This is a genomic window from Campylobacter sp. CH246 (assembly GCF_004378835.1).
In the GTDB taxonomy this organism is placed as follows: Bacteria; Campylobacterota; Campylobacteria; order Campylobacterales; family Campylobacteraceae; genus Campylobacter_D; species Campylobacter_D jejuni.
Window position 1 is genome coordinate 1 of sequence record NZ_RYYA01000008.1, and the last position, 14,158, is coordinate 14,158.

The 14,158-nt window shown below is 27.3% G+C and carries 18 protein-coding genes and 2 pseudogenes; 9 read left to right on the plus strand and 11 right to left on the minus strand.

Annotated features, from left to right (window positions below):
* Positions 1-77: 77 nt before the first annotated feature.
* Positions 78-794, plus strand: coding sequence for a class I SAM-dependent methyltransferase (locus ELQ06_RS06690; protein WP_134237491.1), 717 nt, complete (start codon positions 78-80; stop codon positions 792-794).
* Positions 795-849: 55 nt separating this feature from the next.
* Positions 850-1,064 (plus strand): annotated as a pseudogene (locus tag ELQ06_RS06695) (hypothetical protein).
* Positions 1,065-1,095: 31 nt separating this feature from the next.
* Here ELQ06_RS06695 and pyrC read toward each other — a convergent pair.
* From pyrC to eptC, 4 genes are read right to left on the minus strand one after another with little or no spacing between them, the layout of a single operon-like run.
* Positions 1,096-2,103: a dihydroorotase gene (pyrC, locus tag ELQ06_RS06700; protein WP_002873617.1), complete on the minus strand. Its 1,008-nt coding sequence runs from the start codon at positions 2,101-2,103 to the stop codon at positions 1,096-1,098.
* An 8-nt stretch (positions 2,104-2,111) separates the two neighbouring features.
* A complete protein-coding gene (locus tag ELQ06_RS06705; RefSeq protein WP_002870142.1) occupies positions 2,112-2,339 on the minus strand; it encodes a replication/maintenance protein RepL in 228 nt (75 codons plus the stop codon).
* Positions 2,336-2,692, minus strand: a complete 357-nt coding sequence (locus ELQ06_RS06710) for a diacylglycerol kinase (RefSeq protein ID WP_002859416.1) — start codon at positions 2,690-2,692, stop codon at positions 2,336-2,338. The genes ELQ06_RS06705 and ELQ06_RS06710 overlap by 4 nt, the downstream gene beginning before the upstream one ends.
* Positions 2,689-4,227 (minus strand): lipid A/FlgG phosphoethanolamine transferase EptC, encoded by a 1,539-nt coding sequence (gene eptC, locus ELQ06_RS06715; RefSeq protein WP_134237492.1) that lies wholly within the window; start codon positions 4,225-4,227, stop codon positions 2,689-2,691. Before eptC ends, ELQ06_RS06710 begins: the two co-directional genes overlap by 4 nt.
* Before the next feature lie 117 nt (positions 4,228-4,344).
* On the opposite strand from eptC, the gene ELQ06_RS06720 reads away from it, so the two are divergent.
* Positions 4,345-5,103, plus strand: coding sequence for an exodeoxyribonuclease III (locus ELQ06_RS06720; protein ID WP_134237493.1), 759 nt, complete (start codon positions 4,345-4,347; stop codon positions 5,101-5,103).
* 18 nt (positions 5,104-5,121) lie between these two features.
* Here the strand turns inward: ELQ06_RS06720 and ELQ06_RS06725 are convergent, their stop codons facing one another.
* Genes ELQ06_RS06725 through moaC form a run of 3 tightly spaced genes read right to left on the minus strand, consistent with a single transcriptional unit; the run spans position 5,122 to position 6,986 of the window.
* A complete protein-coding gene (locus ELQ06_RS06725) occupies positions 5,122-6,282 on the minus strand; it encodes a hypothetical protein (RefSeq protein WP_010891847.1) in 1,161 nt (386 codons plus the stop codon).
* Positions 6,272-6,535: a DUF493 family protein gene (locus ELQ06_RS06730; RefSeq protein WP_044260799.1), complete on the minus strand. Its 264-nt coding sequence runs from the start codon at positions 6,533-6,535 to the stop codon at positions 6,272-6,274. The genes ELQ06_RS06725 and ELQ06_RS06730 overlap by 11 nt, the downstream gene beginning before the upstream one ends.
* Entirely contained in the window at positions 6,513-6,986 is a 474-nt protein-coding gene (moaC, locus tag ELQ06_RS06735; RefSeq protein ID WP_134237494.1) for a cyclic pyranopterin monophosphate synthase MoaC, read from the minus strand. Before moaC ends, ELQ06_RS06730 begins: the two co-directional genes overlap by 23 nt.
* Before the next feature lie 92 nt (positions 6,987-7,078).
* Here moaC and ELQ06_RS06740 point away from each other — a divergent pair, with 92 nt between their 5' ends.
* Both ELQ06_RS06740 and ELQ06_RS06745 read left to right on the plus strand, forming a co-directional pair.
* Positions 7,079-7,234 carry a highly acidic protein gene (locus tag ELQ06_RS06740; RefSeq protein ID WP_002851965.1) on the plus strand — a complete coding sequence of 52 codons (156 nt, stop codon included), beginning with the start codon at positions 7,079-7,081 and terminating at the stop codon, positions 7,232-7,234.
* A 2-nt stretch (positions 7,235-7,236) separates the two neighbouring features.
* Positions 7,237-8,547: an MFS transporter gene (locus ELQ06_RS06745; protein WP_002851616.1), complete on the plus strand. Its 1,311-nt coding sequence runs from the start codon at positions 7,237-7,239 to the stop codon at positions 8,545-8,547.
* Here ELQ06_RS06745 and cheQ read toward each other — a convergent pair.
* The gene (gene cheQ, locus ELQ06_RS06750; RefSeq protein ID WP_002851877.1) at positions 8,516-8,995 is read right to left on the minus strand and encodes a cheVAW transcriptional regulator CheQ; all 480 of its coding nucleotides are present in this window, start codon (positions 8,993-8,995) and stop codon (positions 8,516-8,518) included. The genes ELQ06_RS06745 and cheQ overlap by 32 nt on opposite strands.
* Before the next feature lie 27 nt (positions 8,996-9,022).
* A complete protein-coding gene (gene cheP, locus ELQ06_RS06755) occupies positions 9,023-9,880 on the minus strand; it encodes a cheVAW transcriptional regulator CheP (protein ID WP_044260795.1) in 858 nt (285 codons plus the stop codon).
* Between the two features lie 481 nt (positions 9,881-10,361).
* Between cheP and ELQ06_RS09105 the strand changes: the two are divergent.
* Both ELQ06_RS09105 and ELQ06_RS08770 read left to right on the plus strand, forming a co-directional pair.
* Positions 10,362-10,928, plus strand: a pseudogene (locus ELQ06_RS09105) (FIST N-terminal domain-containing protein).
* Positions 10,929-11,238: 310 nt separating this feature from the next.
* Positions 11,239-11,439 (plus strand): hypothetical protein, encoded by a 201-nt coding sequence (locus tag ELQ06_RS08770; RefSeq protein ID WP_002892691.1) that lies wholly within the window; start codon positions 11,239-11,241, stop codon positions 11,437-11,439.
* Positions 11,440-11,495: 56 nt separating this feature from the next.
* Here the strand turns inward: ELQ06_RS08770 and rplT are convergent, their stop codons facing one another.
* Positions 11,496-11,849, minus strand: coding sequence for a 50S ribosomal protein L20 (rplT, locus tag ELQ06_RS06765; RefSeq protein WP_002851731.1), 354 nt, complete (start codon positions 11,847-11,849; stop codon positions 11,496-11,498).
* A 93-nt stretch (positions 11,850-11,942) separates the two neighbouring features.
* The gene (gene rpmI, locus ELQ06_RS06770) at positions 11,943-12,134 is read right to left on the minus strand and encodes a 50S ribosomal protein L35 (protein ID WP_002777995.1); all 192 of its coding nucleotides are present in this window, start codon (positions 12,132-12,134) and stop codon (positions 11,943-11,945) included.
* 158 nt (positions 12,135-12,292) lie between these two features.
* Between rpmI and ELQ06_RS06775 the strand changes: the two genes are divergently transcribed.
* Complete coding sequence (locus ELQ06_RS06775) at positions 12,293-13,459, plus strand: hypothetical protein (protein ID WP_134237495.1); 1,167 nt, start codon at positions 12,293-12,295, stop codon at positions 13,457-13,459.
* 136 nt (positions 13,460-13,595) lie between these two features.
* A complete protein-coding gene (locus ELQ06_RS06780) occupies positions 13,596-13,997 on the plus strand; it encodes a hemerythrin domain-containing protein (RefSeq protein ID WP_044305730.1) in 402 nt (133 codons plus the stop codon).
* Positions 13,998-14,158 lie beyond the last annotated feature (161 nt).

Sequence of the window (14,158 nt, forward strand, 5' to 3'; positions counted from 1 at the left end):
GTCATTCGAGCCCAAAAAAAGGGCTTGAATTTTAAAAATTTATGCTATGATTTTGTATATTTTATAAAGGAAAATATATGAATTTATGGGATAAAAAGGCTAAAACTTACGCAAGATATCAAAACACTTTAAACACTATACAAAAACAAACTTTTGAATATTTACAAAATTTAAAGATTTCCTTTCAAGATAAAAGTATTATAGATATAGGATGTGGAACTGGGGTTTGGACTTTACACTTAGCTAAAGAAGCTAAAGAAATTTTAGCCCTAGATAGTGCAAATACTATGCTTGAAATTTTACAAGAAGATGTAAAAACTCATACCATATCAAATTTAAAAACCCTGAATTTAGACTTTGAAAGCTTTTATAAAAATAATAACGCAAAATTTGACTTAGCCTTTTTAAGTATGTCTCCTGCTTTACAAAATGAAAAAGATTATACAAATTTCTTAAATCTAGCCAAAATAAAAATTTATCTTGGTTGGGCTGATTATAGAAAAAGTGATTTTTTAGATCCGATTTTTAAATATTTTAATACTGAATTTAAAGGTTTTTATAAAAAAGATTTAGAAAATTATTTACTAGAAAAAAATATATTTTTTCATAAGATTGTTTTTGATGAAACACGCAAAGTCCAAAGAACAAAAGAAGAGGCTATAGAAAATGCTCTATGGCATTTAAGCATGAACAAAATCACAACTTCTAAAGAAGCTGTAAGTTCTTTTGTTGAAAATGATATTATTGAAACTATAGAATCTAAAATAAAACTTTTAATTATAAATAACTTATAAAAATATTAAGCTGATATTTATTACAATTTCACTCATTATTTCAAAGGAGTTTTTAATGGTTAAAAATTTAATCATCAAATTTGGACGCTTGATTCTTGATGCAATTGCAGCGATAAGTTTTGTTGTAGCTTTGCTTTATTCTCTTTTTATGATGTTTAGCATTGGATTTTTAGCTGGTTTATTATCGCTGATAGTCAGTTTTATTGCTTTATTTTTAAGTTTTTTTGTAATCTATCTTGTTATAGATATCAGAGATGCTCTTGTAAATAAAGCTTAAATTTTCCACCTTTAAGGTGGGAAATCAATGTTTTAATTGAAATTTTAAAATTTCTCCAGCCATATAAGGCACGACTTGATTGTATTTATCTTCATAAACATTTGGCACTTGCCATTCTTTTTCTTCTAAAGTTAAAATTTTATCTTCTTTAAATTTTAAATCATAAATTTTACAAGCATTATCGCTTAAAAATTTTTGCAAATTTTCTTCAGAACTATTTTGCCTAAATAATTCAGCCAACACAGGTAAAATCACTGGGGCGCTAAATACACCTGCGGCACAACCACAACACTCTTTAGTATCTCTTGGGTGAGGCGCACTATCACTTCCAAACATAACTTTTTCATAACCACTAAAAGCAAGTTCGCAAAGGGCTTCTTTATCTTCGTAACGCTTGGCTATAGGCTTACAAAAAAGATGAGGATTCATTTTACCTCCGATAACATCATCTAAAGTGATGATTAAATGATGTAAAGTGATTGTCGCGTATAAATTTTCATAATCTTTTAAAAGTTCACATAAAGTTTTAGTGGTAATATGCTCCATAACAATCTTAAGTCGTGGAAAATGTTTGGCTAATTTTTCATAAATTTTAGCAAAATTACTTTCCCTGTCCATTACAAAATCATTGGTTTCTCCATGCACTAGCAAAGGAATATTTAAATCACTCATAGCCTCTAAAGTAGGTTTTAAATACTCTATATCAAAACTTGAAACTCCGCCATTTGAATTTGTTGTAATTCCTGCTGGATAAAGCTTAATGCCAAAAATTTCATCTTTAGCACTGTAAAGAAATTTCTCATCATAATTTTCAAAAAAAAGTGTCATTAAAGGAGTGAAATTTTCATCTTTACAAGCCTTAATGATACGCATTTTATAAGCTTTTAGATCTTCTAAATTGCAAAGTGGAGGGATTAAATTTGGCATAATCACAGCTGCACAAAAATCTCTTGCACTCAAAGGTGCAATAAGTTCTAACATTTGATTATCTCTTAAATGCAAATGCATATCTAAAGGATTTTTAAGTTTCATTTTATCTCCTATATTTTTAGCTGATAAAATCCATTTTTAAGACGCTTAAAAAGCTTTTTTTCTTCTAAAAATTTAAAAGTAGCGATGATAGTGGGCTTGCTTTGGTTTAATTTTTCTTCAAGCTCACTGATTTTAATCATAATAAAACCATTTTCATCGGCATTTTCGCATAAAAATTTTAACAATTCAAAACGCTTTTTTCCCAAAATTTCTTGTATTAATTTTTCAAATTTCATAAGTAAATGCTATATAAAATAAAACTCCAAACAAAAAGAGCTAAAAGCACACTAAAAAACACTGCCGTACTCGCACAATCTTTAGCAATTTTTGCCTTTTCATGCCATTCATTTGTAATCAAATCAACACAAGCTTCAATAGCCGAATTTAAAGCCTCTATAATTAAAATAAGCATTAAAACACTTACCAATAATAAATGCTCCAAAAAACTAACTTTTAAGAAAAAACTAAAAACTATCGCAGGGATAATAATACAAAGTTCAATTCTAAATGCCATTTCATTTTTAAATAAAGCAAAAATCCCTTCTAAAGCATATCTTGCATTATTTAAAAAATGATATTTAGGCTTCATGGATTTGCCTTAAGTTTAGGATTTAATAAATCATATTCTGGCTCATAAACACTTGTTTTTACATCAAAATATCCTAAAAGAGTACTAAAAAGATTATCTTGAGAAAGTTTTAAACCTTTATGCTCTTTAGCTAAATTCATTAATTTTTCATCATTGCTCCAAAAAATAGCAGGAATACGGGTTTGATAACTTGGCGCTATAGCATAAGGCATACCATGAAGATAAATATTATTTTCACCCAAACTTTCACCATGATCTGAAAGATAAAACAAAGAACTTTCATAGCTTTTTTGCTCTTTTAATAGTTTTATAATCTCGCTTAAAAGATAATCTGTATAAAGTAAAGTATTGTCATAAGTGTTGATTAAAGCCTCGCTATCACATTTTGAAAGCTCATTAGTATCACAAGTTGGAGTGAATTTTTTAAATTCACTTGGATAGCGTTTATAATAAGTTGGCCCATGAGAACCTTGCAAATGAAGAACTATTATATTTTGATCACTTAAATGATTTAATTTTTCTTTAAAAGGAGCGAGTAAATTTTCATCCAAATCACTAGAAAGCTTTTGCTTATAAGCTAATCTATCACAAACCCCTTTACAACCACCAGAATTATTATCAAACCATGCAGTATCTACACCTGTTTTATAAAGCACATCCATCGCATTTTCTTGAAATTCTGAACTTGAATAATTTTCACGCTTAGAAATAGAAAACATACAAGGCAAACTTACCGCTGTTGCTGTTCCACATGATGAAAAATTATCAAAAAAGACTACATTATCTTTTTTGGTATAAAAATTGGTATCATTTTTAGTATATCCACCCAAAGAGTAATTTGCCGCTCTAGCGGTTTCACCCACCACCAAAACTAAAAGTTTTTTAGTGTGATTGTTTTCTCTATAAGCATCATTAGCTATAGTTTTAAATTCTGGCTTAGTTTTTACAAAACGAACATAATAGCAATATACGGAATAAATTTGATAAAAAGGAGTATTATACATTCTTATTTCATTATAGTTTCTAAAAAAAGGCAAGAAAGTTTTACTTAAAGGGATTAAAACCGCACAAACAACAATCAAACCTGATATTATATTGATAATTTTAATTTTTAGATGGGATTTAAAACTACCATAATAATCAATTTTTACTTTAACAACATAAAAAACCAACAATAAAGCCAAAACAACAAATAAGATTAATTTTAAATTTAACAAATCTTTTACTTCTTTGATATCTGTTTGAACAACATTTTGTATCATATCAGAATCTATAAGCACCCCATAAAAACTAATAAAGTAAACACTTAAAAAAGATGATATTATAAATAATATAGAAAAAAATTTAGTAAAAAACTTTATAAAAAGCAAAGAGCAAATCACGTGAACAAGGGCAAAATAGGCCACAATAAAAACAAAAGTTATAAACCAGTTTTGTGTATTTTTTTCATACACAAAATAAAATAAATTAAAATTTAATATTGCAATCATCAAAGAATTAAAAAAAGTAAACTGAAGCCAAGTTAATCTAAGCATATAAATCCCACCTCCAAATTTAAGCTTTTAATTTTATTGAATTTTTTTAAATAGATTGTAGTTTTAAATCTTTTTATGTTATGATTTACACTTTTAATGAAAATTTTAAGGAAAATAATGAAACTACTTTCATGGAATGTCAATGGCTTAAGAGCTATTTGTGATAAAAATGCACTTGATTGGATAGCACAAGAACAAATTGATTTTATAGGTTTTCAAGAAATCAAAGCACATGAAGATAAATTTCCTAAAAAAATTTATGAATATCCTTTTAAACACATGTATTTTAATTCTGCTAAAAGAGCGGGGTATTCTGGGGTAATGAGTCTTTGTAATTTTAATAGCGAAGTAAAAAAATGCGAATTTTTTGATGATGAAGAAGGTAGGGTTTTAGAACACCGCTTTAAAAATATTGCACTTTTTAATATCTATTTTCCAAATGGTCAAAAAGATGAAGAGCGTTTAAATTTTAAGATGAAATTTTATGCAGATTTTTTAGTATATTTGGATAAGCTTTTAAAGGAGGGATTTGAAATTATCATTTGCGGTGATGTCAATACCGCTCATAAAGAAATCGATCTTACTCATCCAAAAGCCAATGCCAACACTTCAGGTTTTTTACCTATAGAAAGAGCTTGGATTGATGATTTGCTAAAACTTGGTTTTATAGATACTTTTAGAGAAATTAATGGTGAAATCAAAGAAAAATACTCGTGGTGGAGCTATAGAATGAAAGCAAGAGAAAGAAATGTAGGCTGGAGGATTGATTATTTTTTCATTTCAAAGGGTTTAAAAGATAAACTTAAAAACGCTTTCATAAGAGATGATATTTTTGGCTCTGATCACGCACCTGTAGGTATAGAAATAGATATTTAATATCCCAAAAATGGGATATTATTTTTTAACGAATTTTTTTGCTTTTTCCCAAAGTCTTACACCAAGCTTTTTAGCTTTTTTGGAATTTAAATCTTTGTATTTTTCACTAGCAATTTTTTCTAATTCAAAAATTTCTTGTTTAAAACGATTTAATTTTCTTTGAGTAAGTTTGTTAAAATCATTAATCTTTGGATTTTTCTTAATATCATTTAAAACTAATATTAGTTGCTCTCTACTTTCACCTGCAAGACGTCTAAATTTAGCAAAAAGATTATCAAGCTCATGTTCTAGCAAATTCTCAACTATACTCTTACAAGGATCATTTTGCAATTGAATCTCTTTTTTTAAAAGAGCAATAAAATCATCTTCTATACCTATTAGTTCTTTGCTTTTTAAACTAACATCTTCTTCAAAATTTGCATAAGTTAATGAAGCTTTAAATTTTTCCATTGCCAAAACAATACCATCCCTTGTGCCTTTAATCACGCCTAAACAAAGATCTTTTGCATAAGCCATAGATTCATTAGCTATTTCAAAAGCGGTATTTAAAATAATACTTGAAATTTTTAAAATTCTTTCTTTTTCAAAATGAGCTTCACAAATGGCATTATATACGAGATTTTTAGCTATTTCACTACTTGTAAGTTCTATATCTTCAGCCTTTTCTAATGTAGTTAAAAAAGCACTTTCAGCGGTTTCTTTTAAAATTCCAAGCATTTCTATATCAAATAAAATAGCATCATTTAAACCGCCACTAAATTCATCGCAAAAAGAACATTCTTGTAAAATATTCTCGAATTCAAAAAAATTATCGCTGATTTGATTTTTAATCAAATTCTTTTGATTTTCAATCTGTTTGTTTAATAATTCAGCTTCGCTAATATACTCATAAAGTGAATTTTGAGCATCTACAATACTCGCCTTAACCAAAGCTTTGATAACCTTTGTAACATTTTCATCATCAAAAAAATCAAGTTTTTTCAAAATAGTTAAAAATTCAACCAAAAGAGAATTTAAAACTTTTTTTGTTTCATGAGGATTATGTGAAATTTGCTTATACGCAAGATTAAAACTCAAGTCTTCGAGTAAATCACTTGCTTCATCTTTACCGAGATTTGATAAAGAATTTTCAAAAATAATTAAAGTATTTTTCATTTTTCCTTCTTTCTTAAAGTACAAATTTTGCTTTAACTTTTAATTTATCAAATATATCCAAACGATCTTTTTTGCTATCAACATAAACATTTAATAAATAACTTTGATATTTTCCACTCGCACTTGAATTCGAATGTTCAAATTTATATTCTCTTTGACCTAAAATTTCTTCAAAAATTTCACTTGCCTTAATATGCACCTCAAAAATCACCTTATAATCCCAAAAAGTAGGATAATTGATCTGGGGTTCTTTTTTAAGATCGCACAAATTTACCACTTTTGCCTCCTTCTTTGCTTTCAAGCAATATATCCGTAATCCTCATTGATTTATCTATAGCCTTAATCATATCATATATAGTTAAAAGTCCTATACTAACCCCACTTAAAGCTTCCATTTCAACCCCTGTTTTACCTTCACACTTAACTGTTACAATAAGCTTAAATGCACATTCTTTAACAAATTCCACAATATCAGTTTCGACTTTAGAAAGCATTAAAGGATGGCACATAGGAATAATTTCACTTGTTTTTTTAGCCCCCATTATAGCCGCAATAATAGCTGTTTGAAGAACAGGACCTTTTTTTGCGGTATTGTTTTTAATTACATCAAAAGCTTCTTGACTCATATATATCATACCACTAGCTGTGGCTATTCTTGAAGTAATATTTTTATCGCTTACATCTACCATTTTAGGATGATTTTTTTCATCTAAATGACTTAATTTCATAAATTCACCTTTTAAAAAATTATAAAAATTATAGCAAAACCAAACAAATTTAAGATAAAATAAGCTTTGTATTTTTATTTAAGGAGAAAACAATGGCTTATGAAGATGAAGAAGATTTAAATTACGATGATTATGAAAACGAAGATGAAGAATATCCACAAAATCACCATAAAAATTATAATTACGATGATGATGATTATGAATACGATGATGATAACAATGATGATGATTTTTATGAGATGGATTAAGAATGAGCAAAACCCTTAACCAAAAAGATATAAAAGTTTTAGGACTTTCATCATTAGGTGGAACTTTAGAATTTTATGATTTTATTATTTTTGTATTTTTTGCAAATTATATTTCAACAAACTTTTTTCCAAAAGATTTAAGTAGTTTTTGGCAAATGTTTAATACTTATGGAATATTTGCGGCTGGATATTTAGCGCGTCCCTTAGGGGGTGTGATACTGGCACATTTTGGAGATAAATTTGGACGCAAAAGAATGTTTATGATTAGTATTTTGTTAATGGTTATTCCAACTTTTACTCTAGCTTTTATTCCAAATTATGAAAGCATAGGTTTTCTTTGTATTGTGCTTTTAGTTTTTATACGCATTTGTCAAGGCATTGCTATAGGCGGGGAACTTCCTGGAGCTTGGGTTTTTGTATACGAACACGCACCACAAGGTCAAAAAAGAACTTATTTGGGAATTTTAACCGCTTCGGTTGTAGGTGGAATTTTATTAGGTAGTTTAGTTTTTTTAATTATGAATAAAATTTATACCCAAGAAGAACTTCATGAATGGGCTTGGAGAATTCCATTCTTTTTAGGTGGAATTTTCGGGATTATTTCTGCTTATTTGAGAAAATTTTTAAGAGAAACTCCTGTTTTTGAACAAATGAAAAAAGACAAGGCTTTAGAAAAATTTCCTTTAAAAGAAGTGTTTAAAAAAGCTAAAATGGGAATTGTTCTTTCTATGATGATTACTTGGGTTTTGACAGGTTGTATTGTTGTAATGATTTTGCTTATGCCTAGTTATATGGCAAAAATACTTCAAATTAATACTTCTATACAAACCTATCTTCAAATAGGTGGAATTTTGCTTATTTGCCTAGGGTGTATTATAAGTGGAATTTTAGCGGATAAAATAGGCGTTATTAAATCTTGTGTATTTTTTAGTGTTTTTTTTGGAATTGCAAGCTTGCTTTATTTTAATACTTTATATAGACAAAATGCTGATTTTAACCTAGTAGCTTGCTTATATTTACTTGTATGTTTTTTTAGCGGAGTGATGAATTTTTGCCCTTTAATAATGAGTGAAGTATTTGATGCAAAAATTAAATTTTCAGGACTTTCTTTTTCATATAATATTGCTTATGCTATAGCTGGAGGTTTAACTCCGCAACTTGCTTTTTTCTTGCATAGTTTTGCCTTAAATAATTTAAGTAATTTTTGGCGTTTTTCTTTGGGACTTTATGTTTTCTTTTTGGCTATTATAGCTTTGCTATGTGCATTTATTTTTTCTTATCTTAATAATACCCAACGCACATACTCTCAGTGATTTTAATACGCTTTTCAAAAGGAGCTGGGCTAAAAAAATGGCATTTTTCTATATAAATATGCTGATGATAATTTAGCCCTAAAAAATCATAAAATTTTTTTAAATTAACAAATTTAATCCCACAAATTTCCTTAAGCTCTAAAAGTTTATAAATAGAAGAATTATTTTTTTCCACTAAATGAGAGGGAGCTAATCCAGTAAAAGAACAAAAAGCACTTGCCAATACAAAACCATTTAAACCACTACATTGCCTTAAAGCTTGCTGATGTTTTTCTAAAATGCAATTTCTATGCAAAAATATAATTCTTGTTCCTTGATATCTACCTATTTCTGCATTTTTCCAAAATTTATAAGCATTTTTTGAAATTCCAGCAAAACGATGAAATTCAGCGTTTAAAATATAGTGATCTAAAAATTCATTAGGTGGCAAGATTAAACTTTTCATCACTACAATTTAGAGCCTTAAAAAGGCTCTTTAATCTTCTTTGTTTAAATTTTCCTTAGCTTTGCTAGGAAGCTTAGATAAAAGATTGTTTAAATCAAAATTAATTCCTTGAGTTTTTGCCTCTTCAAGTAAAGCAACTGCAGCTTTTACGTTAAATGGAGAAGAGCCATCATGCGGAGCAAAAAGATGATCTGTTATTGCTAAAGCATAAGCGGATTTTTTCACTTCTTCACGAGCAGCATGAGGAGTGCGAACAAAACATATGCTTTCAATCAAAACATCATCGAAATTCCAACGATGTAATAAAAATCCCAAAAAAGAAATATGATCTACGCCTAAAAATTCATTCTCCGCTAAAGCAAGATTTTCATTTTTATTTAAAAAAGCTAAAAAATCCTTATCCTTATGATTTTGTATAAGAAAATTTGAAAAAATAACAATACCAAGCCTTAAAAGCATTGCACAAGGAACTAAAAGATGAGAAAGTTTTTTATCTTCATCATTAAGCCAATTTGCGATAAAAGTTGCCTCTTCATTGCACGTTTTTAAAAAATTTTGAGTATTTAAACCATAAGGTGAAACGTCTATTTTAAAACTATCTCTAATGGAATCAGCCGTAACTATATTGATAATATTACCAATGCCTAATAAAGTAATCACTTGATTTATGGTTGTAATTTCCCTTGTAAAACCATAATAAGGAGAATTTGCTAATTGCAAAAGCTTAGCCGTCATCAATGGATCACTTGAAATGATTTCAGCAACTTTCATAGTTTCTATATTTGAATTAGCCTCGCTCACATATTTTCTTAACTTACTTACAGTATCGGGTAAAGGTGGCAATACTTCAACGCTTTTTAATAAAAGCTCATTCATATCTCCAATCATATTTAATTTATCCTTAATTAATATTATTATAATTTGCAATTATATCTAAATTTTAATTTACTTATTGCATTTTTTATGACTTAAGGTATAATAAAAATTACAAATAAATGCCTAATTTATGGTGTCTTGATTTAGTTAACTAGTAATTAAAAAATAGTTTTAATGGAGTTAAATTGATGTTTTTTTAATTTTAAAAATAAAAGCTCAACAAAAAAAGAAGAAGTAAAAAAGTTTTAGAAGCTCTATATCTTCAATAAAATGAACTTGAAGAAAAATTAAAAACAATAAACATCAAGCCAAAATTAATTATAGGCTTTGCGTCAATCAACTTAATCTAGCGATCATAGGAAATAAGATTCAAAATTCTATAAATGAGCAATGTGATATCATCTTAAGCAGTGCTACTGATTTATTGTGCAACCTTGATTCTAACTCAAACATTGAAAACAGTCCTTATAAACAAAATATCCAAGGAATAAGCTTGATACTTTTTAGTGAAGATATGATAGAAAATCTTTGCACAAATAAAATCAAGCTTTTTAGTGATATAAAAGATTATACAGAAAGAAAAAAACTGATAGAAAAAGAAGTTTTATTTATAAATATACCTTTTGAAGCACACTGCATAAATACTTTGCATTATTTAATTTATGATGGTTTAAGTCAAAGCGAAAGTTCTCTTTTAGAACTTTTATACAAACACAACCCCTATCCTTGTGCTTTAGTAGGGGGTGGGTCTAGCGGAAACATGGACTTTAGCGGAGCATTTATATTTTATAACGGAGAAATATTAAAAATCAAGCTTTAAGCATACATGTTCAATTTAAACCTAAATACCGTTTTAATTTAATGAAGTCTCAAAATTTCAATCCTCAAAAGCAACATTACCTTTACCATACTTGATGTAAGCTTATATGATAAAACCGTACGCGAATTGATTAATAAAAAACCTTTCAATCCATCAACGCGGTTGAAGCTTTATGTAATTATTTTAACTGTACTTTTGAAGAACTTAAAAATAAAATGCAAGAATATACTTTTACTTTAAAAATTGGAGAAGACTATCTTATTTCCCCTATGGAAATCAACTCAAATAAAACATTATTTAGTTATTGTGATATAGAAAGCGCTCAAGAATTATGCTTGCTTAAAAAAACAAATTTTATTGAAGCTATAAAAAAGATTATGAAAAATTTTCTCTTAATAAACCAAAATCACTAGGAGCAATTTTTAACGATTGTATCTTAAGAAGACTTCACAACAAAGAACATTTAAATCAAATCCATTTTAATGATTTTCCTATAGTTGGTTTTTCTAGTTTTGGAGAAATTTATGGAGCGGGAATTGCAAAAAGTTTAGTGGCAATATTTTTTTATGAAGTTGAAAATTTTAATGATTTCAAACTTAGATATTTAAAAACTTTCATACAAAAATACAGTGATTTTAAATACTATTATCTTAATATAAAAGGTCAAAAACTAGAAATGACAAATGAGATTAATAAAATAATCTTAAATCAACTCAAATGTTATGAAGATGTTCTAGTTAAATTAAATTAATACTAAAAAATTAAGAATTTCAAGAATCAAAAATCTTGAAATTCTTACACTAAAAATTAAAGTGCTTTTTTTGCGGCCTCTGCAATTTTTGCAAAAGCAGCAGCATCATTCATAGCTAAATCTGCTAGAATTTTTCTATCAAGTTCAATACCTGCTTTTTTAAGACCATTGATAAATCTTGAATAACTTAAATCATTGAGTCTGCAAGCAGCATTGATACGCACAATCCAAAGACGGCGGAAGTCTCTTTTTTTACGGCGTCTATCACGATAAGCATAGACTAGACTTCTTTCTAATTGTTCTTTTGCTTTTCTAAAATGTTTGCGTCGTCCACTATAAAAACCACGCGCTAATTTTAAAACTTTTTTATGTCTGCGGCGTCTAACAACACCTGTTTTTACTCTTGCCATTTTTATTTCCTTTCATAAAGTGGCGTCCAAATTTGGAGCTTGCCCTTGAAATTTTATCTCAGAGGGGAGTTTGAATGACTTTTAGTCAAAAACTTAAATTCCTAGCATTTTTTCAACAGCTTTTACATTTGTGCTATGCACATATTTAGCTGTGCGAAGATCACGCATTCTTTTTGCAGGTTTTTTAGTCAAAATATGACTTCTAAAAGCTGAGCCTCTTTTGATTTTATTTTTACCTACTTTGAAGCGTTTAACTGCGCTTTTAACGCTTTTCATCTTTGGCATACGCTTTCCTTTATTTAGATAAATTTTTATTTTCAAACTTTAAAAGAAAAGATAAATACTATCAAATTTTTTCTAATTTTTGACTGAATTTAATTTTTAAAAAACTTGGCACACATTTTGCTTATAAAAAAATCAGCAATATTTTGGAAAGATTTAAAATGACTATAAATTCGGCAAATCCATATCAAAATTTAACCTTATCTAATCCTTTGCAGAATAGCTCTGCTCTAAATTTGATTAAAGATAGCAAAGCCTTAGATCAAAAAGGAAATGAAAATAGCTTAGAACAATTAAGTTATATTTTTAATAATACCACTTATGCTAGTGAATTTGGATTTAGAATCAATGAAGAAGGTTTTTTTGATAAAGATTTAAATAAAATTGCAAATATACCAGAATCTTATGATATCAACATTAAAAGTGTTAGAAGCATAGCAAAAGAACTCGCAAAACAAGATGAAAATTTAAACTACAATAAAATTGATCTACCTTATCTTTTAAATAGCTATCATAGTTCATTAAAATCTATAAATTCAGAATTTTTACAAGATGATAATGCTTATTTAAGTCGCGATCTTATTTCAAAACTATCATCAGGTTTTTCAACAGATAATGGAGAATTTTTAGGCCAAATTTCAAGAATTTACAACAATCAAGAAGAAATTGATTTGGCATTAAGCAATATCGCAAATTTAAATACTTTAATGTTGGATAATAAAATAACTAATTTTCATTTTGATAAAGCCATAGAAAATACTTCTTCTAATGAAATTTTAAAACCTTATTTAACTAAAAATGCAGAAGTATCAAAATCTGGTCTTTTAATGAATTTTATCTACCATGATATAAAAACTCAAAACGAACAAGAATTTAACTTTTTTATGAAACCTGCCACTTTAGAACTAAGCTCTCATCAAAATTTACAAAAAATTCTCAAGGGTGAAACAGATATAGAAGATTACATCAAAAAAGAAAATGAAAAAAAGATGAGTTTTGATCTTTATCTTTATGTGAATGGCGTAGATAAAAAAACAAGTACTCAAGATAAACTATCTGTATTTTTTCAACAATATATTAACTACCAAAAAGATATGGATTTAAGAGAATTTGCAAATTCAAGTTCAATATTTCAAATTTATATCGATCAAAATCGCAATGATTTTGATGCTCTTAAAAAACAATATCAAAACCAAAGTCAAGATACGCAAAGATTAGAAGAAGCAAATCAACTACGTTCTAGCTCTATAGAAAATTTTTTAGATCGTCGTCAAAAACAAGCAAATATAAATAAAATTTTAAACTCTTATATGTCTGTGATGGTTTAAAATAATTTTTTAAAAAATATATAAATTATAAATACTTTAATAATAATAATTTTTATATAATTAATTAATAAAATTTTAAGTATTATAGCATTATAATCCGCTCTCGAAAAATATAAATATAAAAGTACTCAAAACCATGATTTATAATGAAAAAATTATTTCAATGAATAATGATATTTTAGATCATCAACATAAAGAACTTTTTGAAATTTCTAAAAAACTCTCTTTAATGAACCAATGTCATGTTGGAACAAAAGAATTAAAAATTGTCTTAAGAGAGTTGTTGATAATGATCAATAGACATTTTTCAGATGAAGAAGCCTTTATGAGAAAAATAGAATATCCTTATATCAACCATCATACAAGAATTCACAGAAAAATTATCTTAGAAATTGAAGAAATTATCATCAGTGAAGCTAAATTTGTAAATATAATGACCGAAAAATTAAATCTCGTTGTTCAAGATTTTATCTTTAAACATACAGCCAAAGAAGATTCAAAAATAGTAAAGTATTACGAAGAAAAATTTAAGAAATAGTATTTCTCATTTTTGCTATATAAAATTCACAAAATATTTCACTTTAAAATTTTACTTTAGCATTTTATTTTTGTTATAATTTTTAACCTAATTTTTATAAATTTTTGTTATTATCCGTTTTCAAATAAAGATAAAAAATATCCTAATTAAAATTAAGGATA

Excerpts from the sequence above, each read along its gene's own strand:
- moaC (WP_134237494.1), bottom strand. The coding sequence starts at position 6,986 with ATGAAATTAAGTCATTTAGATGAAAAAAATCATCCTAAAATGGTAGAT.
- ELQ06_RS06690 (WP_134237491.1), top strand. The coding sequence starts at position 78 with ATGAATTTATGGGATAAAAAGGCTAAAACTTACGCAAGATATCAAAAC.
- ELQ06_RS06780 (WP_044305730.1), top strand. The coding sequence starts at position 13,596 with ATGATTTATAATGAAAAAATTATTTCAATGAATAATGATATTTTAGAT.
- ELQ06_RS06705 (WP_002870142.1), bottom strand. The coding sequence starts at position 2,339 with ATGAAATTTGAAAAATTAATACAAGAAATTTTGGGAAAAAAGCGTTTT.
- pyrC (WP_002873617.1), bottom strand. The coding sequence starts at position 2,103 with ATGAAACTTAAAAATCCTTTAGATATGCATTTGCATTTAAGAGATAAT.
- ELQ06_RS06710 (WP_002859416.1), bottom strand. The coding sequence starts at position 2,692 with ATGAAGCCTAAATATCATTTTTTAAATAATGCAAGATATGCTTTAGAA.
- ELQ06_RS06720 (WP_134237493.1), top strand. The coding sequence starts at position 4,345 with ATGAAACTACTTTCATGGAATGTCAATGGCTTAAGAGCTATTTGTGAT.
- rpmI (WP_002777995.1), bottom strand. The coding sequence starts at position 12,134 with ATGCCAAAGATGAAAAGCGTTAAAAGCGCAGTTAAACGCTTCAAAGTA.
- cheP (WP_044260795.1), bottom strand. The coding sequence starts at position 9,880 with ATGATTGGAGATATGAATGAGCTTTTATTAAAAAGCGTTGAAGTATTG.
- rplT (WP_002851731.1), bottom strand. The coding sequence starts at position 11,849 with ATGGCAAGAGTAAAAACAGGTGTTGTTAGACGCCGCAGACATAAAAAA.
- ELQ06_RS06745 (WP_002851616.1), top strand. The coding sequence starts at position 7,237 with ATGAGCAAAACCCTTAACCAAAAAGATATAAAAGTTTTAGGACTTTCA.
- ELQ06_RS06775 (WP_134237495.1), top strand. The coding sequence starts at position 12,293 with ATGACTATAAATTCGGCAAATCCATATCAAAATTTAACCTTATCTAAT.
- eptC (WP_134237492.1), bottom strand. The coding sequence starts at position 4,227 with ATGCTTAGATTAACTTGGCTTCAGTTTACTTTTTTTAATTCTTTGATG.
- ELQ06_RS06740 (WP_002851965.1), top strand. The coding sequence starts at position 7,079 with ATGGCTTATGAAGATGAAGAAGATTTAAATTACGATGATTATGAAAAC.